The sequence below is a fragment of the Shinella sp. WSC3-e genome, assembly GCF_945994535.1.
Classification (GTDB): Bacteria; Pseudomonadota; Alphaproteobacteria; order Rhizobiales; family Rhizobiaceae; genus Shinella; species Shinella yambaruensis.
Map to the genome: position 1 here is coordinate 3,627,929 of NZ_OZ000530.1, position 24,669 is coordinate 3,652,597.

The following is a 24,669-nucleotide window of genomic DNA, read 5'->3' on the forward strand; positions in this document are numbered from 1 at the left end:
TGACGTTACTCCACCGGCGTGGGCCACGCCGGCGATCCTTGAGATCGGCACCGAGTCGGCCGGTCCTTACTTCTTATCGAGACCGTAGACGGAATGCAAAGTCCGAACGGCGAGTTCGGCATAGGCGCCGTCGATCAGGATGGAAATCTTGATCTCGGAGGTGGTGATCGCCCGGATGTTGATGCCCTTCTCGGCAAGCGCGCGGAAGGCCGAGGCGGCAACGCCCGCATGGCTGCGCATGCCGATGCCGATGACGGAGACCTTGACGAGGCCCGTCTCGTGCTGGATCACGTCGAAGCCGACCTTCTCCTTGGCGCCTTCGAGCACCTTGAGCGCCTTCTCCATGTCGCCGGACGGCACGGTGAAGGTCATGTCGGTCTTCGAGCCGTCCTCGGAAATGTTCTGGACGATCATGTCGACATTGATGTGGGCTTCGGCGAGCGGGCCGAAGATCGCGGCCGAAACGCCCGGCCGGTCGGCGACGCGGCGGAGCGAAATCTGCGCTTCATCCTTGGCATAGGCGATGCCGGTTACGACTTCCTGTTCCACGATCTCATCCTCATCACAAATCAGCGTACCGGGCGGGTTCAGAAGATCGCCCATGCCCGGCGCATCGGGATCCACGAAAGACGAGCGGACGAAGGTGCGCACCTTGTGCACCATGGCAAGCTCGACCGAGCGCACCTGCAGCACCTTGGCGCCGAGCGAGGCCATTTCGAGCATTTCCTCGAAGGCGATCTTCTTCAGGCGCCGGGCCTTCGGCTCGATGCGCGGGTCGGTCGTGTAGACGCCGTCGACGTCGGTATAGATGTCGCAGCGGTCCGCCTTGACGGCGGCGGCGATGGCGACGGCCGACGTGTCGGAGCCGCCGCGGCCGAGCGTGGCGACGCGGTTGTCGGGGCCGAGGCCCTGGAAGCCGGCGACGACCGCCACCTGGCCCTCACCCATGCGGCGGACGATTTCACCGCCGTCGATCTCGAGGATGCGGGCGGCGCCGTGGGCGTTGTCGGTGCGGATCGGGATCTGCCAGCCCTGCCAGGAGCGGGCATTGATGCCCATCGACTGGAGCGCAATGGCGAGAAGGCCGGCGGTCACCAGTTCGCCGGAGGCGACGATCGCGTCATATTCGCGCGCGTCGTAGAAGGGCGAGTTGGCGCCCGTCACCTTCGGCATGCCCTGCACCCAGGCGACCAGTTCGTTGGTCTTGCCGGACATGGCGGAAACGACGACGGCGACTTCATGGCCGGCATCGACCTCGCGTTTCACATGGCGGGCCACATTGTGGATACGGTCGAGGTCAGCGACGGACGTTCCGCCGAATTTCATCACGATGCGTGCCATTTGTGTGTACCGCTATTCCAGATGTTCGCGCGAGCGCGCGGGAGAAACCGCGGGGTCTCTTAGCGGAAGACCCCGCGCTGCGCAATGCATGGAATCCGGCAAACGGTCTTTGGACGGTTCAGCCCTTGCGGATGATCCGGTAGACGAAGGCCGGCGGCACGTTGCGCAGCGTGCCACCGACCCTGACGGCGGAGAGACCGAGCCGGTCGAGCACGGCGCGCGGCACCGGGCAACGCAGGCCATAGGTGAACTGGTAGAGCGCTGCCCCCTCGCCAAGCCGCGCGAAGGTGCCGGCAAGAATGGCGAAAACCTTCGCCGGCCGCATGGAAAGCAGCGGCAGGCCGCTGATCGCCGCGCCCGCAGGCACGGCGCGGAACCGGGCGATGCGCGCCGCATCGGTGCAGGCGATCTGCGCCTTGGGAAAGCGCTGCTGCAGCAGCGCTGCGAATTCCGCTCCCATTTCCACGAGGACGATGTTCTCCTCCGCGACGCCGCGCCGCAGCAGGGCCCGCGTGAAGACGCCCGTTCCGGGGCCGAGCTCGATGACCCGGCCGGTCTCCGGCCCGATCTCCCGCACGATGAGGTCCGCCAGCGCCTTGCCAGAGGGCGTGACCGAAGCGACGCGCAGCGGATCGCGCATCCAGGCGCGGAAGAAATGATAGGCGTCCATCGTCAGGGCGGTCATCGCAGGTGTTCCGCAACGGAAGGAAAGGTGAGGCCGGCAAGGTCTTCCGACAGCCGCCACAGCCGCGCGGCAAGGACGGGATCGGTCGCGGCGGCCAGCGGCTGCACGATCGCGGGGGCGCCGCGCATCTCGCGAAACCCGTCGGGGCCGATGAACTCGCCCCCGACAAGGCCTTCGGCGGTTGCCGCATGGAGCTGGTTCAGCACGCCCTGCTCGGCATCCTGCGCGAGGAAGCGGTTGCCGATGCGCATGAAGAGGCGCAGCGCGCCCGATGTCGCACTGGTCTGGAGGTTGGTGGCGGAATAGCCGGGATGGGCAAGCACGCTGAGCACCGGCAGGCGGGCCGCCTTGAGACGGCGGTCGAGTTCCAGCGCGAAGAGCACGTTGGCGAGCTTCGACTGGGCGTAGAAGGCAAGGCGGCCATAGGCCTTCTCGCCCTTGATGTCCTCGAAATGGATGCGGCCGCGCCGGTGCAGCTCGGAGCTGACCGTGACGACACGGGCACCGGGCGCGGCGGACAGCAGCGGCAGCAGGCGTAGCGTCAGCGCGAAATGGGCGAGGTGGTTGACACCGAACTGGGTTTCGTGGCCCTGCCGCGTCAGCCCGTGCGGCGGCATCATGACACCGGCATTGTTGATGAGGAGATCGACCGGCCGGCCTTCGGCGACAAGCCTGGCGGCAAAGGCCGCGACATCGTCGAGATCGGCAAGATCGAGCCGGCGGAGCATGACCGCGGCCCCGGGAAGCTCGGCGCGAATGCGGGCCAGCGCCCGCTCCCCCCGGCCCTCATCGCGCGCGGTCATCAGGACCGCGGCGCCCTTCCTCGCAAGCTCGCGCGCCGTCAGGAAGCCGAGGCCGCTATTGGCGCCGGTGACGACAGCAAGGCGGCCGGCCTGGTCCGGCATCTGCGAAAGGGTCCATGGTTCCCGCCTCGTCTCGGCGGTTGCCACACGGGCTGCACGCATTATGATACCTCGCAGAAATCTGAACAGTGTTTACATTGTGCTAGCGCATAATCTTTACACTGTAAAGATGACATGTCTGCGAGGCCTGCGATGAACGAGAAAAAAACTGCCGAACGCGGCTATCACCACGGCGACCTGCGCGACGCGCTGATCCGCGCTGCCGACGAGCTGCTCACCGAGCGGGGCCTCGAAGGGTTCACGCTGCGCGAGACCGCCCGGCGCGCCGGGGTCTCGCCCGCCGCCCCCTCGCACCATTTCGGCGGCACGGCGGGCCTTCTCACGGAGGTCGCCGCCCTCGGCTGGGCGGAGCTTGCCCGCCGGCTGGCGATTGCCGGCGATACCGGCAGCACGGCCGAACGCCTCAAGGCGCAGGGCGTCGCCTATGTGCGCTTCGCCGTGGAATTTCCCGGCCGCTTCCACCTGATGTTCCGCCACGACATGCTGCTGCGGGACCAGCCGTCACTCGACCGGGCGACGGGCGAGGCCTGGAATGCGCTCGAACGAACCGTGCGTGCCCTGCGCGGCCAGAAGGAAGGCGAGGAGCTCGACGCCGAGGGCGAGGCCATGCTGATCGGCATCTGGTCGACGGCGCACGGTTTCGCCCACCTGACGCTCGACAAGAAGCTTTCCCGCATGGCCGAATGCGGCAGCGACACGGACATGCTCGACACGCTCTTCCCCTCCATCATCGATACGCTCTGGGTGAAGCGGCTCGGCTGAGACGAAAAGGCCCGCGCACCTTTGGGCACGCGGGCAAAGGGGATCGGATGGTACGGCAGTTCCCGCAAGACCGCTTCGCGGCTTTACCGGAAATGCCGGAGAGATGGCCGCGGGCGAAACGCCGCCCGCGGCCGGTTCGCCTTACTTCTGCCAGCTCTTGACGAGTTCGTCATAGTTGACGGTGAGCGGCTTTTCCTTTTCGTTCTCGATCTTCAGCTGCGGCGCGAGGTTGCCCTTCGCAACGGCATCCTTGTTCCAGTATTCGAGATCGTGCTCTTCGGCGAGCTTCGGACCCATGTCGCCCATGACGCCGGCGCGCTCGAGGCGCTCCAGCACCTTCTCCTGCTCGGCGCACAGAGAATCCATGGCTTCCTGCGCGGACTTGGCGCCCGAGGAGGCATCGCCGATCGCCTGCCACCACAGCTGTGCCAGCTTCGGGTAGTCCGGGATGTTCGTACCCGTCGGCGACCACTGCACGCGGGCCGGCGAACGGTAGAACTCGATCAGACCGCCAAGCTTCGGCGCCCGCTCCGTGAACGACGGATGGGCGATCGAGGATTCGCGGATGAGCGTCAGGCCGACATGGCTCTTCTTGACGTCGACCGTCTTGGAGACGACGAACTGCGCATAGAGCCAGGCGGCCTTGGCGCGGTCTTCAGGCGTCGACTTCAACAGCGTCCAGGAACCCACGTCCTGGTAGCCGAGCTTCATGCCGTCCTTCCAGTAGACGCCGTGCGGCGACGGGGCGAAGCGCCACTTCGGCGTGCCGTCCTCGTTGACGACCGGCAGGCCTTCCTTCACGAAGTCGGCGGTGAACGCCGTATAGGTGAACATCTGCTGGGCGACCTCGCCCTGCGAGGGAACCGGGCCGGATTCGGAGAAGGTCATGCCGCCGGCAGCCGCCGGTGCATAGGCCTTCAGCCAGTCGAGGTACTTCTGGATGGCATAGACCGAAGCCGGGCCGTTGGTGTCGCCGCCGCGGGCGACGCACGAGCCGACCGGACGGGAATTCTCGTCGACCTTGATGCCCCATTCGTCGACCGGCAGGCCGTTCGGGATGCCCTTGTCGCCGTTGCCGGCCATCGACAGCCAAGCGTCGGTGAAGCGCCAGCCGAGCGACGGGTCCTTCTTGCCGTAGTCCATGTGGCCATAGACCTTCTTGCCGTCGATCTCGCGGCCGGTGAAGAACTCGGCGATGTCCTCATAGGCCGACCAGTTGACCGGAACGCCGAGGTCGTAGCCGTACTTCTCCTTGAAGTCCGCCTTGTTCTTCTCGTCGTTGAACCAGTCGTAGCGGAACCAGTAGAGGTTCGCGAACTGCTGGTCGGGCAGCTGGTAGAGCTTGCCGTCCGGCGCGGTCGTGAAGGACTTGCCGATGAAGTCGTCGAGGTCGAGGCCGGGATTGGTGACGTCCTTGCCTTCGTTCGCCATGAAATCGGTCAGCGAGCGGGCCTGCTGGTAGCGCCAATGGGTGCCGATCAGGTCCGAGTCGTTGACATAGGCGTCGTAGATGTTCTCGCCCGACTGCATCTGCGTCTGGAGCTTCTCGATGACGTCGCCTTCGCCGATCAGGTCGTGGGTGATCTTGATGCCGGTGATGGCGGTGAAGGCCGGCGCAAGGACCTTCGATTCGTATTCATGCGTGGTGATCGTTTCCGAGACGACCTTGATCTCCATGCCGGCAAAGGGCTTGGCGGCATCGATGAACCACTGCATCTCCGCTTCCTGGCCGGCGCGGTCGAGCGCGGACAGGTCGCCGATTTCCGCATCGAGGAATTTCTTGGCGGCATCCATGTCCGCGAATGCGGAGCCGGTGAACGCCAGCAGCATGGCTGCCGTCGTCGTCAGAAGTTGCTTTCGCATATTGATCCTCCCTTGGGGTTTTGCGATTGCATGCGCGAAGGCCCCTATTCTCCCCGGGGCCTCCCTTTCCTTTGCCTAGACGAAGCGGAACACGCCGATGGCGTAGACCACGGACAAGGCAAGAGCCCACCACAGGTTGGGGCCGACGAGCCCCAGCCATGCGAGATGAATGAACGCCGAGCCGAGCAGCGACACGAAGAGCCGGTCGCCGCGGGTCGTCTCGAAGCGCAGGATGCCGACGCGCGGGGACCCGCCCGGACGGGCATATTCCCACACCGCCATCAGCGCGATCAGCGTGAAGATCGTCAGGAAGAACATGGCCGTCGGGAACGACCAGGCCATCCAGCCGCCCGGAATGAGCGAGGCGAACCAGTCGCGCGCGCCGTCCTTGACGGGGATCGCCATGACGAGGAGGCCGGTGATGACGGCATAGGCAGCGAGCACGGCGGCAAGCGCCACGGGCCAGCGGTTGTTGCGGTTTGCGACGGCGGCCATCAGACCCTCCCCAGGGCAAAGCCCTTGGCGATGTAGTTGCGGACGAAATAGATGACGAGCGCGCCGGGAATGATGGTGAGCACACCGGCGGCGGCCAGCACGCCCCAGTCCATGCCCGAGGCCGAGACCGTGCGCGTCATCGTGGCGGCGATCGGCTTGGCGTCCGTCGTCGTCAGCGTGCGGGCGATCAGGAGCTCGACCCAGGAGAACATGAAGCAGAAGAAGGCGGCGACACCGATGCCCGAGGCGATCAGCGGCACGAAGATCTTGGCGAAGAACTTCGGGAACGAATAGCCGTCGATATAGGCGGTCTCGTCGATCTCCTTCGGCACGCCGGACATGAAGCCCTCGAGGATCCAGACGGCGAGCGGCACGTTGAACAGGCAGTGCGCGATGGCGACGGCGATATGCGTGTCGATCAGGCCGAAGGCCGAATAGAGCTGGAAGAACGGCAGCGCGAAGACGGCCGGCGGCGCCATGCGGTTGGTCAAGAGCCAGAAGAACAGGTGCTTGTCGCCGAGGAAGCGGTAGCGCGAGAAGGCGTAGGCCGCCGGCAGCGCCACGGCGACCGAGATGACCGTGTTCAGGACCACATAGAGGATCGAGTTGATATAGCCCGAATACCAGGCCGGATCGGTGAAGATCACGGCGTAGTTGCGGAGCGTCGGCGACTGCGGCCAGAGCGAGAAGACGCCGGTGATCTCCTGGTTCGTCTTGAAGCTCATGTTGACGAGCCAGTAGATCGGCAGCATCAGGAAGACGATGTAGAGCGTCGGAATGAGCCAGGAGAGGCTGCGCTTCGAGCCGGCCCCGGCCTTCGCGCCGGCATTGCTCGCAACGCTCGTCTGGATGGTGTTTGCGGTGGTTGCCTGTGAGGTCATGGTTTCCTCCCTCACGCCTGTTCGTCGCTGCTGGTCATGACCGTGTAGAAGATCCACGAGAGCAGCAGGATGATCAGGAAGTAGATGATGGACATGGCCGCGGCCGGGCCGAGGTCGAACTGGCCGATCGCCATCTTGACGAGGTCGATCGACAGGAAGGTGGTCGAGTTGCCGGGGCCGCCGCCGGTGACGACGAAGGGCTCGGTATAGATCATGAAACTGTCCATGAAGCGCAGCAGGAAGGCGATGAGCAGCACGCGCTTCATCTTCGGCAACTGGATATAGCGGAACACGGCCCAGCGCGAGGCGCCGTCGATCTTGGCGGCCTGGTAATAGGCCTCCGGGATCGAGACGAGGCCGGCATAGCAGAGCAGCACGACGAGGCTCGTCCAGTGCCAGACGTCCATGATGATCAGCGTCAGCCAGGCATCGAAGACGTTGTTGACATAATTGTAGTTGATGCCGAGCGAATGGAGCGTGCGGCCGAGCAGGCCGATGTCGACGCGGCCGAACACCTGCCAGATCGTGCCGACGACGTTCCACGGGATGAGCAGCGGCAGCGCCATCAGGACGAGGCAGACCGGCACGCCGAGTCCCTTCTTGGGCATGTTGAGCGCGATCAGGATGCCGAGCGGGATCTCGATGGTCAGGATGATGCCGGAAAAGAGCAGGTTGCGGCCGAGCGCCTGCCAGAAGCGGTCGGATTCCAGAACGTCGGAGAACCAGCCGACGCCGTTCCAGAAGAACTGGTTGTTGCCGAACGTGTCCTGCACCGAATAGTTCACCACCGTCATCAGCGGGATCACCGCCGAGAAGGCGACGAGCAGCAGGACGGGCAGGACCATGAACCAGGCCTTGTTGTTCCAGGTCTTGTTCATTGTCAGCCCTCCCTGCCGACACGCCAGGAATCGGCGTAGATGTTGATGGCCGCGGAATCGAAGGTGACGCGCGGCTCGGCGGGGATTTCGCTGTCCTCGGGAACGACGATGGCGATCGGCTTGCCGGCGAATTCGGCGCGCACGATCTTCTGCCGGCCGATATCCTCGACCTTGCTGATGGAGACCGGCATGCCCTCGCGCGACAGCGCGATGAATTCCGGGCGGATGCCGAGTTCCGTCTTCGCGCCGGCGGCGACCTGCGGCCGGTAGTCGAGCGTAAGCGTCTCTTCACCGACCCTGATGCTGTTGCCGTCGATGAATGCCGGCAGCACGTTCATGCCCGGCGATCCGATGAAGTAGCCGACGAAGGTGTGGCTCGGCTTTTCGAAAAGCTCGGCCGGCGTACCGATCTGCACGATCTGGCCGTCATACATGACCACGACCTTGTCGGCGAAGGTCAGCGCCTCGGTCTGGTCATGCGTGACATAGACCATGGTGAAGCCGAACTGTCGGTGCAGCTTCTTCAGCTGCGAGCGCAGCACCCATTTCATATGCGGGTCGATGACGGTCAGCGGCTCGTCGAACAGGATGGCGTTGACGTCGTTGCGCACGAGGCCGCGGCCGAGCGAGATCTTCTGCTTCTGGTCGGCGGTGAGCCCGCGCGCCGTCTTCTTCGCCCAGCCCGCGAGATCGATCATTTCCAGGATCTCGCGCACGCGGCGATCGACTTCCGGTTCGGCGACGCCGCGGTTGCGCAGTGGAAAGGCGAGATTGTCGTAGACCGTCATCGTGTCGTAGATGACCGGGAACTGGAAGACCTGCGCGATGTTGCGCTGCTGCGTCGAAAGGTAGGTGACATCCTTGCCGTCGAACAGGATGCGCCCCTCGGACGGCTGCAGCAGGCCGGAGATGATGTTGAGCAGCGTGGTCTTGCCGCAGCCGGAGGGACCGAGCAGCGCATAGGCGCCGCCGTCGTTCCACTCGTGGTGCACTTCCTTCAGCGCATAGTCCGCTTCCGATTTCGGCTTTTCGCCGTAGGCATGGCGGATGTGGTCGAGATTGATGCGTGCCATGGTCTCCTCCTCAGGCCGCCGCGGCCGCGGGTTCCGCGATCGCCCTGCCGTCCGTGCCGAAGGCCATCAGGTGGCGCGTGTCGACATGGACGGTGATGACCGCGTCCGGCTCGATGTCGTGGATGCCCGGCGAGAGCATGACCCAGCGGCTGCCCTCGAACTCGATGTGAATGAAGCTTTCCGAGCCGGCGATCTCGGAAATCGCCGTGCGCGCCTGAAGGCTCGCGGAAGCCGGATGCTGGCTGGCGAGCGAAAGGTGATGCGGATGGAAGGCGATGGTGCAGGGGCCGTCCGGCAGCGCGACAAGATGCGCCGGCACCGGCAGGACCGGCTTGCCGCCGATCTCGAAATGGCCGCCGGTCTTCAGCACCTGCATGGTGTTGAGCGGCGGGTCGGCGAAGGTACGCGCGGTCAGAAGATCGTTCGGGCGGCGATAGACGTCGATCGTGCGGCCGAACTGGGTGATGCGGCCCTCGGAGAGCGTCGCCGTGTTGCCGCCGAGCAGCAGCGCCTCGGAGGGTTCCGTCGTCGCGTAGACGAAGATCGCGCCGGAGGCGGCGAAGATCTTCGGCAGTTCGAGGCGCAGCTCCTCGCGCAGCTTGTAGTCGAGGTTGGCGAGCGGCTCGTCGAGCAGCACGAGGCTGGCATTCTTGACGATGGCGCGGGCGAGCGCCGTGCGCTGCTGCTGGCCGCCCGAAAGATTGAGCGGCGTGCGGTCGAGATAGGGCGTCAGCTTCAGGAGATCGGCCGCCTTGCGCACTTCCCGGTCGATGGTCGCGTTGTCGGCGCCCTTGATGCGCATCGGCGAGGCGATGTTCTCGTAGACGGTCAGCGCCGGATAGTTGATGAACTGCTGATAGACCATGGCGACGCCGCGATCCTGCACGCGCACGCCCGTCACGTCCTTGCCGTCGAACCAGACGGAACCGGATGTCGGCGTGTCGAGGCCGGCCATCAGCCGCATCAGCGAGGTCTTGCCCGACAGCGTCGGGCCGAGCAGCACGTTGAGCGAGCCGCGCTCGAGCACGAGGTTGGTCGGATGGATGTGCGTCTCCGCCCCCGCCACCTTCGTGATGTTCTTGAGTTCCAGCATTCCTGTCTCCGTCGTTCCTCCCAGCCACCGGAAAAGGTCGCTAGTGGGGGGCCGCCTGTGCAGCCGCCATGTAGTCTTCCAGAACAGCCGCCTCCGCGGCTGTCAGATGCAATCCGCGTTTGGTCCGCCGCCACAGCACGTCCTCGGCATGCCGGGCCCATTCTTCCTTCATCAGCCAGCGCACTTCGCGCTCATAAAGGTCGCTGCCGAAATGCCGGCCGAGATCGTCGATGCCCTTCGCGCCGTCCAGCATCGCCGCCGCCCGCGTGCCGTAGAGCCGCACGAGCCGGCGGGCATGGGCCGGGGCGAGGAAGGCGAACCGCGCGCAAAGCCCCTTCACCTCGGCATCGAACCCGTCGACCTTGAAATCGCCGCCGGGCAGGCGCGAACCGGCCGTCCAGCGGTCCCCCTTCGCGCCGATCGCATCCCCGATCTTCTCCAGCGCCGATTCGGCGAGGCGCCGGTAGGTGGTGAGCTTGCCGCCGAAAATGTTGAGCAACGGCGCCTGGCCATCGCCGCCCTCGACCTTCAGCACGTAGTCGCGCGTCGCTTCCTGCGCCTTGCTGGCACCGTCGTCGAAGAGCGGGCGCACGCCGGAATAGGTCCAGACGATGTCGTCCCGCTTCACCGGCTCGGCGAAATATTCGCTCGCCGAGGCGCAAAGATAGTCGATTTCCGCGTCGCTGATGCGAACATCCCGGGGATCGCCCTGGTAGTCCTGGTCGGTCGTGCCGATCAGCGTGAACTCTTCCTGGTAGGGAATGGCGAACATGATACGCCCGTCCGGGTTCTGGAAGAAGTAGGCGCGCGGATCGGAAAACTTCGTCTTCACGACGATGTGACTGCCCTGCACGAGGCGGACATTGTGCACGTCGTTGCGGCCGAAGGCGGTGGAGAGGACCTTGTCGACCCAGGGGCCGGCCGCATTGACCAGCATGCGCGCCCGGAAATTTTCACGCGCGCCCGTCTCGACATTCTCGGTCTCGACGGCCCAGTGGCCATTTTCGCGGCGCGCGGTGACGACCCGGGTAGCCGTGCGGATATCCGCGCCGCGATCGGCGGCGTCGCGGGCATTCAGGACGACGAGGCGCGCATCGTCCACCCAGCCGTCGGAATATTCGAAAGCCTTGCGGAAGAGCTTCTTCAGCGGCCCGCCCGCCGGGTCCTTTGCAAGGTCGAGCGTGCGGGTGGCCGGCAGCAGCTTGCGCCCGCCGATATAGTCGTAAAGGAAGAGGCCGAGACGGATGAGCCAGGCCGGGCGCAGGCCGCCCTTCTGGAAGGGCAGCACGAAGCGCATCGGCCAGATGACGTGCGGCGCCATGGCCCAGAGCACTTCGCGCTCCATCAGCGCCTCGCGCACCAGGCGGAATTCGTAGTGTTCGAGGTAACGCAGGCCGCCGTGGATGAGCTTGGTGGAGGCCGAGGACGTGCCCGATGCAAAGTCCTTCATCTCGGCAAGCACGACCGAATAACCACGGCCCGCCGCATCGCGCGCGATGCCGCAGCCATTGATGCCGCCACCGATAACGAAAATATCGCGGATCACGTCGCCGTTCAAATTCCCCTCCCATTTCGCATCGCACAAATCTGCGCAGTTGCGAAAGCCAGTGGAGTTAAAACGAAAACATTTCGAATGTCAAACGAATGTGAGTGAAAACGTCATTTCCGCCCTCAGAGTGGAGAGGACGTCTCCACGAGACGCACGTCATGCTCCTGGCAAATGCTGCGAATGCCCTCGAAAGGACAGCTGTCGGTGATGAAAGTGTGGACCTGCGAGAGGTGGCCGATGCGAACCGGCGCGGTCCTTTCGAATTTCGTCGAATCCGAAACCAGGATGACGTGGCGCGCATTCGCGATGATCGCCTGCGCCACCTTCACCTCGCGATAGTCGAAATCGAGCAGCGCGCCGTCCTCATCGATCGCGGAAACGCCGATGACGGCATAATCCACCTTGAACTGGCGGATGAAATCGACCGCCGCCTCGCCGACGATGCCGCCGTCCGCGCCGCGCACGACGCCGCCGGCAATCACCACCTCGATCGAGGGGTAGACGCGCAAACGGTTGGCGACGTTGATATTATTGGTGATGACCATCAATTCCTTGTGATCGAGCAGCGCCTCGCCCACCGCCTCCGTCGTCGTGCCGATATTGATGAAGAGCGAGGAATTGTCCGGGATCATGGCGGCGGCAGCGCGTCCGATCGCCTGCTTTTCCGGCGCGGCGATGGAGCGGCGCGCCTCGTATTTGACATTCTCGTTGCCGCTCGGGAACAGCGCCCCGCCATGGATGCGCGTCAAGACCTTGTTATCGCAGAGATCGTTGAGATCCTTGCGGATGGTCTGCGGCGTCACGGAGAAGCGCGCCGCAAGGTCTTCCACGAGCACGCGGCCCTCGGCCTTGGCGAGATCGAGGATCTCCGCCTGGCGACCTGTCAGAAACATTGGCTCCTCCCATTGCTTTCGTTTGTTTTCATAATATGCAAAAACGAAAGCACATCAATTGATCCGCCCCGCCTTCTTGGAGTGCGCCCCACTTTTTGTGATACTGGGCGGGCAGCGGGTTGCGGCGAGCATCGGGAGGAAAGCACATGTTTCATCCGGCCTTGTTCAAGGGCGCCAACGTCGTGGTGACGGGCGCGGGGCGCGGCATCGGCCTGGAGATCGCCCGGCAGTTCCTCGATTGCGGCGCCCATGTGCTGCTGCATGGCGGGCGGGCGCCTTCCGGCCCATTGCCCGATTTCCTGGAAAACGCCGTCGCGGAGGCCCGCGCCCATATCGTCTATTCCGACTTCCTCGTCGAAGGCGGCATCGGCGCGATCCTGCAGCGGGTGGACAGCCTCTTCCCGCATGTCGACGTGCTCATCAACAATGCCGGCACGATGGTCGGCCGCTTCCCGGCCGCCGAGCTGACGGACGAGCAGTACGAGACCGTCGTGCGCCTCAACCAGACCTCCGTCGTCGAGGTGACGCGCGCGCTGCTGCCTTCATTGCTCCGGGCGCCAAGCGCCGCCATCGTCAACACGGTCTCGATCTCGGCGCTCACCGGCGGCAGCCCGGGTTCGGCGATCTATTCGGCGACCAAGGCCTTCGTTTCGACCTATTCCAAGGGGCTGGCGCGCGAGCTCGCGCCGGACGGCATCCGCGTCAACTGCGTCTCGCCGGGCACGATCACCACCGACTTCCATTCGCGCTATTCGTCGGCCGAAAAGCTGGAGGCGACGCGCAAGACCATTCCGCTACAGCGGCTCGGCACGGCGGAGGACTGCGCCCCCGCCTATCTCTTCCTCGCCTCCAAGGCCCTTTCCGGTTATATCACCGGCCAGGTGCTGGAGGTGAACGGCGGCCAGCTGATCTGCTGAGACCGGCGGCCCCATTCAGGCCCCGGTCAAGCGTTGACGTCTATGACGACGCGGCCTTTCACTTTACCCTCTAGGATCCTGCCGGCCAGCTCCGGCAGGTCGGACAGCCGGTGCTCCACCACCATGGCCTCCAGCTTGTCCATCGGCAGGTCGGCGGCAATGCGATTCCAGGCATCGACGCGCTGGTCGTAGGGCCGCATAACCGAATCGATGCCGAGCAGGCTGACACCACGCAGGAGGAACGGGATGACGGTGAAGGAGGGAACCGCGGCACCGGCGGCAAGGCCGACCGCGGCGACGGCACCGTCATATTTCATCTGCTTGAGCACCCGCGCCAGCATGTCGCCGCCGACCGCATCGACGGCACCGGCCCAGCGCTCCGATTCCAGCGGCTTGCTGCTCGCCTCCGACAGTTCGCCGCGGTCGACAATCGTTTCGGCACCCAGTTCCTTCAGGTAGCCCGCCGCTTCCGGCCGCCCCGTGACGGCGGCGACCGAATAGCCGAGCCGTGCCAGCAGCGCGACCGCCACCGAGCCGACGCCGCCCGCCGCGCCCGTTACCAGCACCTCGCCTTTCAGCGGCGAAAGGCCGGCCTCTTCCAGCGCGATGACGGACATCATGGAGGTGAGCCCCGCCGTGCCGATCGCCATGGCCTGCCGGGTCGACAGCTCTTCCGGCAGCGGCACCAGCCAGTCGGCCTTGACCTTCGCCCGCGTCGCGTACCCGCCCCACCAGACTTCGCCGACCCGCCAGCCGGTCAGCACCACCCGGTCGCCCGGCCGGTAGCGCGGATCGTCCGACGCTTCGACCGTGCCGGCGAAATCGACGCCCGGCACATGCGGGAAGGCACGCACCAGCCCGCCCTTGCCGTTGATGCAGAGCCCGTCCTTGTAGTTGAGCGTCGAATACTCGACGGCGACGGTGACATCGCCGTCCGGAAGCCGCGAATCGTCCAGTTCCTGGACCGACGCGGAAACCGCGCCATCCGCCCCCTTCTCCACCAGCAATGCCTGGAACGTCATGGCTTTCTCCTCGTGCTCATCCATTCGTCCCAGATATAGGGCGCGGGGCATTGGTGCCGCCACTGTTCTTTTGTATCAAGGACGCGGAGGCACGGGATGATAGACAAGCTCGAATACTTCATTGCGCTCGCCCGCGAGAGACATTTCGCCCGGGCGGCGGAAGAGCTCGGCATCTCGCAGCCGACGCTCTCGGCGGCGATCCGCCAGCTGGAGGACCATCTGGGCGTTATGCTCGTCGTGCGCGGCTCGCGCTACCAGGGCCTGACGCCGGAAGGCCAGCGCGTGCTCGAATGGGCCCGCCGCATCGTCGGCGACACGCGCACCATGCGCGAGGAGATGCGCGCGGCGCGCAAGGGCCTGTCCGGCCATATCCGCCTTGCCGCCATCCCGACGACGCTCGCCATGGTGCCGCGCATCACCGCGCCCTTCCAGGAAAAGCACCCGGACGTCACCTTCTCCATCGTTTCCACCACGTCGATCAAGATCCTCGGCCTCCTGGAGAACCTGGAGATCGACGCCGGCCTCACCTACCTCGAAAACGAGCCGCTCGGTCGTGTCACTAGCGTGCCGCTACTGCACGAGCACTATTGCCTCGTTACCGCCCGCGGCACGCCCTTTGCCGATCGCCAGACCGTGACCTGGCAGGAGGCCGGCGGCGTTCGACTTTGCCTATTGACCGCCGACATGCAGAACCGCCGCATCATCAACCGGCACTTTGCCGAAGCCGGCGTTTCGGTGGAGCCCTCGCTGGAAGCCAATTCGATGATCGTGCTGTTCTCCCATGTGCGCACGGGGCGCTGGGCGAGCATCATGCCGCGAAACGTCGCAAAATCGTTTGGATTTCCTGATGAAATAAGTATAGTTTCCCTCGTCGATCCCGAGCCGCACCACACCGTCGGCCTCGTCGCCACCCATCGCGAGCCCTTCACCCCGCTCGTGTCCGCCCTGCTGCACGAAGCGCGCGTGCTGGCGGAAAAGGGAATAGATTGATAGGTTTTTTCTATCGATCAACGGCTTTGCTTTATTGACCGGTCGTCTCCCGGCTGAGAAGCTGTTAGAATAGCGCGTGGATCGACAGGGTTCCGGTCTTCGCCGAGCAGTTTCAATGGTATCGGCGCGGCAGAACCCAGAGGCCTTGCGGTTCATTCGTGTCGGTTGGGAGGCCTGACGATGAATGTGCACGTACCCGGCAGCGATGTCGGCGCAAGAACGCTGGCGATCGTCAGCGAACTGAAGGGGCTCGAAGGGCCGCTTCTTCCCATCCTGCACGAGATCCAGGCGGAGTTCGGCTTCGTGCCGCAGGAAAGCCTGCCGGTGATCGCCCGCGCGCTCAACCTGTCGCGCGCCGAGGTGCATGGCGTCGTCACCTTCTATCACGACTATCGCGACCACCCGACCGGACGGCATGTGCTCAAGCTCTGTCGCGCCGAGGCCTGTCAGTCGATGGGCGGGGATGAGCTGGCGGAGCGCGTGAAGGCGCTGCTCGGCATCGATTTCCACCAGACGACGCTGGACGGCGCCGTCACGCTCGAACCGATCTACTGTCTCGGGCTCTGTTCCTGCGCACCCGCCGCGATGCTCGACGGCGAGGTGCATGGACGGGTCGATGCGGATCTGGCGAAGGAACTCGTCGCGGAGGCACGCCGATGACCGTTCGTCTCTACGTTCCCCGCGATGCCGCAGCCCTTGCGCTCGGCGCAGACCGCGTCGCCAAGGCCTTCTCCCGCGAGGCGGAGACCCGCGGGCTCGACATCACGATCGTGCGCAACGGCTCGCGCGGCATGCACTGGCTGGAGCCGCTGGTCGAGGTCGAGACGGCCGAAGGCCGCATCGCCTACGGACCCGTCAGGCCCGTCGACGTGCCCGCCCTGCTCGATGCCGGCCTGCTGGACGGCAAGGCTCATCCGCTCTGTCTTGGCGGAACGGAAGAGATCCCGTTCCTGAAGAACCAGACCCGCCTCACCTTCGCCCGCTGCGGCGTCATCGATCCCCTTTCGCTCGAGGACTACAAGGCCCATGGCGGCCTCCGGGGCCTCGAAAAGGCCATCGCGATGACCCCCGCCGACATCGTCAAGGAAGTCACCGACAGCGGCCTGCGCGGCCGCGGCGGCGCGGGCTTTCCGACGGGCATCAAATGGAAGACGGTTCTCGATGCGCCGGGTGACCAAAAATACATCGTCTGCAACGCCGACGAGGGCGACAGCGGCACCTTCGCCGACCGCATGATCATGGAAGGCGATCCCTTCGTGCTGATCGAGGGCATGGCGATCGCGGGCCTTTCCACCGGCGCCACCAAGGGCTACGTCTACACCCGCTCCGAATATCCGCACGCCATCGCCGTGATGAACGACGCCGTCGCCATCGCGCGCGCCGCCGGCATGCTCGGCCCGTCCGTGCTCGGCTCCGGCAGGGCGTTCGACATGGAGATCCGCGTCGGCGCAGGCGCCTATGTCTGCGGCGAGGAGACGGCGCTGCTCAACAGCCTGGAAGGCAAGCGCGGCATCGTGCGCGCCAAGCCGCCGCTGCCGGCCCTGCAGGGCTTCATGGGCCGCCCCACGGTGGTCAACAACGTCATCTCGCTCGCCTCCGTGCCGGTCGTGATGGATAAGGGCGCCGCCTATTACCGCGATTTCGGCATGGGCCGCTCGCGCGGCACCATCCCGATCCAGATCGCCGGCAACGTCAGGCATGGCGGGCTCTACGAAACCGCCTTCGGCCTGACGCTCGGCGAGATCGTCGATACGATCGGCGGCGGCACCGCCTCCGGCCGGCCGGTCCGCGCCGTGCAGGTCGGCGGCCCGCTCGGCGCCTATTTCCCGCGCGCCCTGTTCGACACGCCCTTCGACTACGAGGCCTTCGCCGCGAAGGACGGCCTCATCGGCCATGCCGGCATCACCGTCTTCGACGACACGGTCGACATGCTGAAGCAGGCGCGCTTCGCCATGGAATTCTGCGCCGTCGAAAGCTGCGGCAAGTGCACGCCCTGTCGCATCGGTTCGACGCGCGGCGTCGAGACCGCGGACAAGATCGCCCAGGGCATCGAGCCGGAGAAGAACCGCGAACTGCTCGCCGACCTCTGCAACACCATGAAGTTCGGTTCGCTCTGCGCCCTCGGCGGCTTCACGCCCTATCCTGTCATGAGCGCCATAACGCATTTCCCGGAGGATTTTTCCCCGGCCCCGATGGTGGAGGCGGCGGAATGAGCGCGACGGAAAAGGTCAAAGGCCCCGCATCCTACTTCCCCTCGATCGAGAAGACCTACGGTCAGCCGATCGAGCACTGGAAAGAGATCATCCGCGCGCAGGACGGCAAGGCGCATATGCAGATCGTCGCGTTCCTCAAGGAAACGCACGGTCTCGGCCATGGCCATGCCAATGCGCTCGTCGCGGCGACGCTCGCCGAGACGAAGTCGTAGAAACAAGTGAAGTCGCCGCCACCCGCGGCGCAACGGATTGACCCGGAGGTTCCCATGTCCCTCGTTCCAGAAATCGACTTCGGCACTCCCGCCTCCCGCTCGGAAAGGATGGTGACGCTCACCATCGACGGGAACGAGATCACCGTTCCCGAGGGCACCTCCATCATGCGCGCCTCGATGGAGGCCGGCATAAAGGTGCCGAAACTCTGCGCCACCGACATGGTGGATGCCTTCGGCTCCTGCCGGCTCTGCCTTGTCGAGATCGAGGGCCGCAACGGCACGCCCGCCTCCTGCACGACCCCGGTGGCGCCCGGCCTCGTCGTCCACACCCAGACGAGCCGACTCAAAAACATCCGCAAGGGCGTGATGGAGCTCTACATCTCCGACCACCCGCTCGACTGTCTCACCTGCGCGGCGAACGGCGACTGCGAACTGCAGGACATGGCCGGGGCGGTCGGCCTGCGCGACGTGCGTTATGGCTACGAGGGCGACAACCACGTCAAGGCCCGCAGCAACGGCGAGATCAACGCCCGCTGGATGCCGAAGGACGAATCGAACCCTTATTTCACCTACGATCCGTCGAAATGCATCGTCTGCTCGCGCTGCGTGCGGGCCTGCGAGGAGGTGCAGGGTACCTTCGCGCTGACCATCGAGGGCCGCGGCTTCGACAGCCGCGTCTCGCCCGGCATGCACGAACACTTCCTCGAATCCGAATGCGTTTCCTGCGGCGCCTGCGTGCAGGCCTGTCCGACGGCGACGCTGACCGAGAAATCCGTCATCGAGATTGGTCAGCCGGAGCACTCCGTCGTCACGACCTGCGCCTATTGCGGCGTCGGCTGCTCCTTCAAGGCGGAAATGCGCGGCGAGGAGCTGGTGCGCATGGTGCCCTGGAAGGACGGCCAGGCGAACCGCGGCCATTCCTGCGTCAAGGGCCGCTTCGCCTATGGCTACTCGACCCATAAGGAGCGCATCCTCAACCCGATGATCCGCGAGAAGATCTCGGACCCGTGGCGCGAGGTGACCTGGGAGGAAGCCAATGCCCACGTCGCCGCCGAGTTCCGCCGCATCCAGTACCAGTACGGCCGGGATTCGATCGGCGGCATCACCTCCTCGCGCTGCACCAACGAGGAGACCTTCCTCGTCCAGAAGCTGATCCGCGCCGGCTTCGGCAACAACAATGTCGATACCTGCGCCCGCGTCTGCCATTCGCCGACGGGCTACGGCCTCGGCCAGGCCTTCGGCACTTCCGCCGGTACGCAGAATTTCGACAGCGTCGAGCACACGGACGTCGTCATCGTCATCGGCGCCAACCCGACGGACGGCCATCCGGTCTTCGCCTCGCGCCTGAAGAAGCGCCTGCGCCAGGGCGCCAAGCTGATCGTCATCGATCCGCGCCGCATCGAGCTCGTCTCCTCGCCGCACATCAAGGCGTCCTACCACCTGCCGCTGAAGCCCGGCACGAATGTCGCCGTCGTCACGGCGCTCGCCCATGTCATCGTGACGGAAGGCCTCTTCGACGAAAAATTCATCCGCGAGCGCTGCGACTGGTCGGAGTTCGAGGATTGGGCCGCCTTCGTCGCCGAGCCGCGCCACAGCCCCGAGGAAACCGAAGCCTTCACCGGCGTGCCGGCAGAGACGCTGCGCGGTGCCGCCCGCCTGTTCGCCACCGGCGGCAACGGCTCGATCTATTACGGCCTCGGCGTCACCGAGCACAGCCAGGGCTCGACGACCGTCATGGCGATCGCCAACCTTGCCATGGCGACCGGCAATATCGGCCGCGAGGGCGTCGGCGTGAACCCGCTGCGCGGCCAGAACAATGTGCAGGGCTCGTGCGACATGGGCTCCTTCCCGCACGAACTGCCGGGCTACCGCCACATCTCCGACGACGCGACGCGCGAGATCTTCGAGAAGCTGTGGGGCGTGACGCTCAACAACGAGCCGGGCCTGCGCATCCCCAACATGCTGGACGCCGCCGTCGAAGGCTCGTTCAAGGGCCTCTACATCCAGGGCGAGGACATTCTCCAGTCCGACCCGGACACCAGGCACGTCTCCGCAGGCCTGGCCGCCATGGAATGCGTCGTGGTGCAGGACCTCTTCCTCAACGAGACGGCGAACTATGCCCATGTCTTCCTGCCGGGCTCGACCTTCCTCGAAAAGGACGGCACCTTCACCAATGCCGAGCGCCGCATCAACCGCGTGCGCCGCGTGATGACGCCGAAGAACGGCTATGCGGACTGGGAGGTCACCCAGAACCTCGCCAGGGCCATGGGCCTTGCCTGGAACTACAGCCATCCTTCCGAGATCATGGACGAGATCGCCGCGACGACGCCGAGCTTCGCCCTCGTTTCCTACGACTATCTGGAAAAGAACGGCTCGGTGCAGTGGCCCTGCAACGAGAAGAACCCGCGGGGCTCGCCGATCATGCACGTCAACGGCTTCGTGCGCGGCAAGGGCAAGTTCATCCGCACGGAATATGTCGCGACGGACGAGAAGACCGGCCCGCGCTTCCCGCTGCTGCTCACCACCGGCCGTATCCTCAGCCAGTACAATGTCGGCGCCCAGACGCGGCGCACGGAAAACGTCGTCTGGCACGAGGAGGACCGGCTGGAGATCCACCCGCACGACGCGGAAAACCGCGGCATCCGCGACGGCGACTGGGTGCGCCTCGCCAGCCGCGCCGGCGAGACGACGCTGCGCGCCCTCGTCACCGATCGCGTCGCGCCGGGCGTCGTCTACACGACCTTCCACCACCCGACGACGCAGGCGAACGTCATCACCACCGATTTCTCCGACTGGGCGACGAACTGTCCGGAGTATAAGGTGACCGCCGTGCAGATCTCGCCGTCGAACGGCCCGTCCGACTGGCAGATCGAATATGACGACCTGGCCCGCCGCTCGCGCCGGATCAGGGGCAAGCTGGAGGCAGCGGAGTAGGATAGCGGCGTGCCGGATTTTTCCACCACGACCAAGGTCGCCGAGATCGCCCGCCGCAACGGGCGTCTTGCGGAGGGCGAACGCTTCGTGCCGGAGGAGACCCCGGTCGCCTTCTCCTATGCCGGCTCGACCCATGCCGTGATGATGGCGACGCCCGCCGACCTCGAGGATTTCGCCGTTGGCTTCAGCCTGACGGAGGGCATCATCACCGACCCCGGCGAGATCGAGACCATCGAGGTGCTGGCCGAGGACAAGGGCATCGACGTGCAGATCCGGCTGGCGGACGCGCAGAACGACGCGCTGACCGCCCGCCGCCGCCACATGGCCGGCCCCGTCGGCTGCGGTCTGTGCGGCATCGAATCGATCGAGCAGGCGGTGCGCGTGACACCCTCGGTGCGTGCCTCCTCCCTTACGCTCAGCGAAGATGCGGTCGTCGAGGCGGTACGCCTCCTGAACGGCCGGCAGACGCTGCACATGGTGACGCGCGCCGTGCATGGCGCCGGGTTCTATGTCCCGGGCGACGGCCTCATCGCCGTGCGGGAGGATGTCGGCCGGCACAATGCGCTCGACAAGCTCGTCGGTGCCGCGCGGCGGGCGGGCCATGCGGGCAGCACCGGCGCCGTTGTGGTGACGAGCCGCGTTTCCGTCGAGATGGTGCAGAAGACCGCGATCATCGGCAGCCCCTTCATCATCGCCATTTCCGCGCCGACGGCGCTTGCCATCCGCACCGCCGAAGAGGCCGGCATGACGCTGATCGCGCTGGTGCGCGGCGAGGAGTTCGAGATTTTCACCGGCGCGGAGCGCATCGTCTCCGGCACGCAACGCCGGATCGGCAACGGTTAGGAGACAGGAATGTCGGAAGGCAACAAGCTCGTCAGGATGGCAAACCAGATCGCCACCTTCTTCCACTCGCAGCCGGCGAGCGAGGCGGCGAACGGCGTGGCGACCCATATCAACAAGTTCTGGGAGCCGCGCATGCGCCGGCAGTTCTTCGACATCGTCGACAACCATGGCGGCGAAGGGCTCGACAGCCTCGTCCTTCAGGCCGCGCCGCTGATCCACCGCCCGCCGCCGGCCGAAGTGCCGCCGGCGGCACGCGCCGGCAACGCCCCCGCCCCCTGATCCCATCCCGAGAACGCGAACGGCCGGCATTGCTGCCGGCCGTTTTCATGCCGCGGCGCGCTCAGAACTCTTCCCAGTTCTCCGCTGCCGGCGCCGTGGAGCCGCGCGGCGCACGCAGGGCGCGCGCCATGGCATGAAGCTGCGATACGGGGGTGGGCGACGGCGTGCACTGCACCGGCTGGGCGGGGTTGCCCGCAAGCCGGAACCGGCGGATGAGCGCGTGCAGCGTCTCCGCCTCGCGCGCCATGGCGTGGCTCGCCGCGGTGCTCTCCTCGACCATCGCCGCATTCTGCTGCGTCGCCTGGTCCATCGCATTGACCGACTGGTTGATCTCGCGAAGCCCGGTCGATTGCTCCCGCGAAGCCTCGACGATCGCCACCACATTGGCGTGCACGTCCTGCACCTGCGCCAGGATCTCCTGAAGCGCCCGCCCCGTCTCGTCGACCAGCGCCACGCCGCCCCTGACCTGCTCGCCGGAGGTGGTGATCAGCGCCTTGATGTCCTTGGCGGCGCTGGCGGACCGCTGGGCGAGCTCGCGCACCTCCTGCGCCACGACGGCAAAACCCTTGCCCGCTTCGCCCGCCCGTGCCGCCTCGACACCGGCATTGAGCGCCAGGAGGTTGGTCTGGAAGGCGATGTCGTCGATGACGCCGATGATGTTGGAGATCTCCCGCGAGGACTGCTCGATCTGGCCCATCGCGTCGATCGCCTTCTTGACGACCGCGCCGGATTGTTCCGCGCCTGCCCGGGTCTTGCCGACCAGCATGCCGGCCTCGTCCGCCCGCCGGCTCGAATCGCCGACCGTGGTGGTGATCTCGTCGAGGGCGGCGGCGGTTTCCTCGACGGAAGCCGCCTGCTGCTCGGTGCGCCGCGCCAGGTCGTCGGCGGCCGAGCGGATCTGCTGCGCACCGGAGGCGATCGCATTGGCGTTGCTCTCGACCGTGCGCATTGCCTCGTGCAGGCCGGCCACCGCATCGTTGAAGTCGCTGCGCACCGTCTCCATCGACGGCACGAAGGCCGTGGCGAGGGTTTGCGTCAAATCCCCCTCGGCCAGCGCCTTCAGCCCGGCGCCGAGCGCATTGATCGCCGACATGCGCTCGGTCACATCCGTCGCGAACTTGACCACCTTGTAGACCCGGCCGGAAAGGTCGCGGATCGGGTTATAGGCCGCCTGGATCCAGATCTCGCGCCCGCCCTTGCCGTAGCGCACGAATTCGTTGGAGATGAAGCGGCCCTCGGCCAAGCTTCTCCAGAAATCCGCATAGGCCGCGGTCTGCACATAGGCGGGGTCGCAGAACATGCGATGATGCTTGCCGCGGATTTCGGAAAGCTCATAGCCGAGGGCCGCGCAGAAATTCTCGTTGGCGGTCAGGATCTCGCCGGTCGGCGTGAACTCGATCACCGCCTGCGAACGGGCGATCGCGTCGAGCTTGCTGGCATCCTCCGCCGCCCGCTTCCTCGCCTCGGTGATGTCGGAAGCGAACTTGACGACCTTGTAGGGTTTTCCGCCGCGGAAGACCGGATTGTAGGTCGCCTGGATCCAGATCTCGCCGCCGTCCTTGCGCAGGCGCTTGTAGCTGTTCGAATCGTATTCGCCCCGCGCCAGCCGCGCCCAGAACTGGCGGTACTCGTCGCTCGTCGTATAGGCCGCCTCGCAGAACATGCGATGGTGTTTGCCGACGATCTCCTTCAGCTCGTAGCCGAGCGTCCGGCAGAAGTTCTCGTTGGCGGTCAGGATCGTACCGGTGAGATCGAACTGGATCACGGCCTGCGAGCGCGACAGCGCGTCGAAGATATGGCCCGCATCCATGGATTTTGCGAATGAAAGCATGCCCTGTCCCCCTGTGCGATGACCACGGTCGGGATTGCGCGCGTGGCGATCGTCCTGGTGTTGACTCTCAGGCACGGACGCCTCGGCGGCCGCGCACTGGCAGCGGTGAAAACAATCTTCGCGGGAGGCTTCATGCCGGAGCGACGAAATGCGCATCTACAATCAAAGATGGCATTGCAGGCTTAAGAATCCATGAAAATCGAACGACAGGATTCTGGAAATCCTATATAACAATGCCTTACGCCTGATCCTGGAGCGACGGACTCAGGTTACGCTAGGTGAGCGTCATCCTGAGCGCAGGCAAACTATCGGTAAAGTTGCATCAACAGGCCGGCAACAAAAAACCGCCGTACAATCGTACGGCGGTCCGGATAGCGGTGATATGTCGGAAAGGTCAGGCTGCCATCTCTTCCACGTCGCGCTCCTTGAACATGCGCGCCAGGTTGAGGAAGCAGATCATGCCGTTCTCATGGGCGATGATGCCTTCCGCATAGACCTTGTCGAACGAGGTCGTCACTTCCGGCACCGGCTGGATCTGCTCGCTGCGGATGGTGAGGATGTCGGAAACGCGATCGACGACGAGGCCGACGACCATGCTGTGCACTTCGGCAACCACGATGGCGCTGCGCTCGTTCGCTTCGGTGCTCTTCATGCCGAGCTTGTGGGCGAGGTCGATGATCGGGATCACCGTGCCGCGCAGGTTCATCACGCCGATGACATCCGGCGGGGAATGCGGGATCGGCGTGGACGGTGCCCAGCCGCGGATTTCGCGGATCGTCGTCGTCTTCACGCAGAATTCCTGATCGTGCAGGCGGAATGCGATGATTTCGAGCGTGTCGCCGGCAAAGCCGGCCGTCTTGATGGAGGTCATCGGGGTCTTTCCAGTTTCATCTGCTTCGTGACCCGATCCTATGCACGCCCTGGTTAAAATCTTTCAAACGCACCGCGGTTTGTCGTGCCGGAAATGCAAAAGGCCCCGCACCATAGCGGGG

At 65.4% G+C, this 24,669-nt stretch carries 23 protein-coding genes; 9 read left to right on the forward strand and 14 right to left on the reverse strand.

The genetic code is table 11. The annotated features are described in order from the left end of the window. Window positions 1-66 precede the first annotated feature (66 nt). From AABF56_RS17915 to AABF56_RS17925, 3 genes are all read right to left on the reverse strand, one after another. Window positions 67-1,341 carry an aspartate kinase gene (locus tag AABF56_RS17915; RefSeq protein WP_244769246.1) on the reverse strand — a complete coding sequence of 425 codons (1,275 nt, stop codon included), beginning with the start codon at window positions 1,339-1,341 and terminating at the stop codon, window positions 67-69. A 118-nt stretch (window positions 1,342-1,459) separates the two neighbouring features. Next, on the reverse strand, window positions 1,460-2,026 hold the full coding sequence (locus tag AABF56_RS17920) for a class I SAM-dependent methyltransferase (protein WP_272807009.1): 567 nt from the start codon (window positions 2,024-2,026) through the stop codon (window positions 1,460-1,462). Continuing rightward, a complete protein-coding gene (locus tag AABF56_RS17925) occupies window positions 2,023-2,991 on the reverse strand; it encodes an oxidoreductase (protein ID WP_272807010.1) in 969 nt (322 codons plus the stop codon). The genes AABF56_RS17920 and AABF56_RS17925 overlap by 4 nt, the downstream gene beginning before the upstream one ends. Before the next feature lie 90 nt (window positions 2,992-3,081). Between AABF56_RS17925 and AABF56_RS17930 the strand changes: the two genes are divergently transcribed. Further along, entirely contained in the window at window positions 3,082-3,711 is a 630-nt protein-coding gene (locus AABF56_RS17930; protein ID WP_272807011.1) for a TetR/AcrR family transcriptional regulator, read from the forward strand. A 141-nt stretch (window positions 3,712-3,852) separates the two neighbouring features. On the opposite strand, the gene AABF56_RS17935 is transcribed toward AABF56_RS17930, so the two are convergent. The 8 genes from AABF56_RS17935 to AABF56_RS17970 form a co-directional block, all read right to left on the reverse strand. Then, window positions 3,853-5,574 carry an ABC transporter substrate-binding protein gene (locus AABF56_RS17935; protein ID WP_244769242.1) on the reverse strand — a complete coding sequence of 574 codons (1,722 nt, stop codon included), beginning with the start codon at window positions 5,572-5,574 and terminating at the stop codon, window positions 3,853-3,855. A gap of 75 nt (window positions 5,575-5,649) precedes the next feature. Further along, window positions 5,650-6,069 carry a DUF2160 domain-containing protein gene (locus AABF56_RS17940; protein ID WP_084438163.1) on the reverse strand — a complete coding sequence of 140 codons (420 nt, stop codon included), beginning with the start codon at window positions 6,067-6,069 and terminating at the stop codon, window positions 5,650-5,652. Then, on the reverse strand, window positions 6,069-6,950 hold the full coding sequence (locus AABF56_RS17945) for a carbohydrate ABC transporter permease (RefSeq protein ID WP_272807012.1): 882 nt from the start codon (window positions 6,948-6,950) through the stop codon (window positions 6,069-6,071). Before AABF56_RS17945 ends, AABF56_RS17940 begins: the two co-directional genes overlap by 1 nt. Before the next feature lie 11 nt (window positions 6,951-6,961). Beyond that, the gene (locus tag AABF56_RS17950) at window positions 6,962-7,828 is read right to left on the reverse strand and encodes a carbohydrate ABC transporter permease (protein WP_244769240.1); all 867 of its coding nucleotides are present in this window, start codon (window positions 7,826-7,828) and stop codon (window positions 6,962-6,964) included. A 2-nt stretch (window positions 7,829-7,830) separates the two neighbouring features. Continuing rightward, complete coding sequence (locus AABF56_RS17955) at window positions 7,831-8,901, reverse strand: ABC transporter ATP-binding protein (protein ID WP_272807013.1); 1,071 nt, start codon at window positions 8,899-8,901, stop codon at window positions 7,831-7,833. A 10-nt stretch (window positions 8,902-8,911) separates the two neighbouring features. Beyond that, the gene (locus AABF56_RS17960) at window positions 8,912-9,994 is read right to left on the reverse strand and encodes an ABC transporter ATP-binding protein (protein ID WP_272807014.1); all 1,083 of its coding nucleotides are present in this window, start codon (window positions 9,992-9,994) and stop codon (window positions 8,912-8,914) included. Window positions 9,995-10,034: 40 nt separating this feature from the next. Then, window positions 10,035-11,552 (reverse strand): glycerol-3-phosphate dehydrogenase, encoded by a 1,518-nt coding sequence (gene glpD / locus AABF56_RS17965; protein WP_272807015.1) that lies wholly within the window; start codon window positions 11,550-11,552, stop codon window positions 10,035-10,037. 113 nt (window positions 11,553-11,665) lie between these two features. Next, window positions 11,666-12,436: a DeoR/GlpR family DNA-binding transcription regulator gene (locus AABF56_RS17970; protein WP_272807016.1), complete on the reverse strand. Its 771-nt coding sequence runs from the start codon at window positions 12,434-12,436 to the stop codon at window positions 11,666-11,668. Window positions 12,437-12,582: 146 nt separating this feature from the next. Between AABF56_RS17970 and AABF56_RS17975 the strand changes: the two genes are divergently transcribed. Continuing rightward, on the forward strand, window positions 12,583-13,353 hold the full coding sequence (locus AABF56_RS17975; RefSeq protein WP_272807017.1) for an SDR family NAD(P)-dependent oxidoreductase: 771 nt from the start codon (window positions 12,583-12,585) through the stop codon (window positions 13,351-13,353). A 26-nt stretch (window positions 13,354-13,379) separates the two neighbouring features. On the opposite strand, the gene acuI is transcribed toward AABF56_RS17975, so the two are convergent. Beyond that, window positions 13,380-14,375 (reverse strand): acrylyl-CoA reductase (NADPH), encoded by a 996-nt coding sequence (acuI, locus tag AABF56_RS17980; protein WP_244769234.1) that lies wholly within the window; start codon window positions 14,373-14,375, stop codon window positions 13,380-13,382. A gap of 96 nt (window positions 14,376-14,471) precedes the next feature. Between acuI and AABF56_RS17985 the strand changes: the two genes are divergently transcribed. The 7 genes from AABF56_RS17985 to AABF56_RS18015 all read left to right on the forward strand — a co-directional run bounded on the left by AABF56_RS17985 (window position 14,472) and on the right by AABF56_RS18015 (window position 21,846). Then, entirely contained in the window at window positions 14,472-15,365 is an 894-nt protein-coding gene (locus AABF56_RS17985) for a LysR family transcriptional regulator (protein ID WP_244769233.1), read from the forward strand. Window positions 15,366-15,545: 180 nt separating this feature from the next. Further along, a complete protein-coding gene (locus AABF56_RS17990) occupies window positions 15,546-16,025 on the forward strand; it encodes a formate dehydrogenase subunit gamma (protein WP_244769232.1) in 480 nt (159 codons plus the stop codon). Then, window positions 16,022-17,578, forward strand: a complete 1,557-nt coding sequence (locus AABF56_RS17995; RefSeq protein WP_272807018.1) for a formate dehydrogenase beta subunit — start codon at window positions 16,022-16,024, stop codon at window positions 17,576-17,578. The genes AABF56_RS17990 and AABF56_RS17995 overlap by 4 nt, the downstream gene beginning before the upstream one ends. After that, entirely contained in the window at window positions 17,575-17,790 is a 216-nt protein-coding gene (locus AABF56_RS18000; protein ID WP_244769230.1) for a DUF4287 domain-containing protein, read from the forward strand. The genes AABF56_RS17995 and AABF56_RS18000 overlap by 4 nt, the downstream gene beginning before the upstream one ends. 54 nt (window positions 17,791-17,844) lie before the next feature. Continuing rightward, window positions 17,845-20,724 carry a formate dehydrogenase subunit alpha gene (fdhF, locus tag AABF56_RS18005; RefSeq protein WP_272807019.1) on the forward strand — a complete coding sequence of 960 codons (2,880 nt, stop codon included), beginning with the start codon at window positions 17,845-17,847 and terminating at the stop codon, window positions 20,722-20,724. Between the two features lie 9 nt (window positions 20,725-20,733). Continuing rightward, entirely contained in the window at window positions 20,734-21,567 is an 834-nt protein-coding gene (gene fdhD / locus AABF56_RS18010) for a formate dehydrogenase accessory sulfurtransferase FdhD (RefSeq protein WP_272807020.1), read from the forward strand. A 9-nt stretch (window positions 21,568-21,576) separates the two neighbouring features. Next, complete coding sequence (locus AABF56_RS18015; protein ID WP_272807021.1) at window positions 21,577-21,846, forward strand: formate dehydrogenase subunit delta; 270 nt, start codon at window positions 21,577-21,579, stop codon at window positions 21,844-21,846. Window positions 21,847-21,907: 61 nt separating this feature from the next. Here AABF56_RS18015 and AABF56_RS18020 read toward each other — a convergent pair whose 3' ends face one another. Beyond that, window positions 21,908-23,677, reverse strand: coding sequence for a methyl-accepting chemotaxis protein (locus AABF56_RS18020; protein ID WP_272807022.1), 1,770 nt, complete (start codon window positions 23,675-23,677; stop codon window positions 21,908-21,910). Between the two features lie 394 nt (window positions 23,678-24,071). Next, window positions 24,072-24,548, reverse strand: a complete 477-nt coding sequence (locus AABF56_RS18025; RefSeq protein ID WP_244769225.1) for a chemotaxis protein CheW — start codon at window positions 24,546-24,548, stop codon at window positions 24,072-24,074. Window positions 24,549-24,669 lie beyond the last annotated feature (121 nt).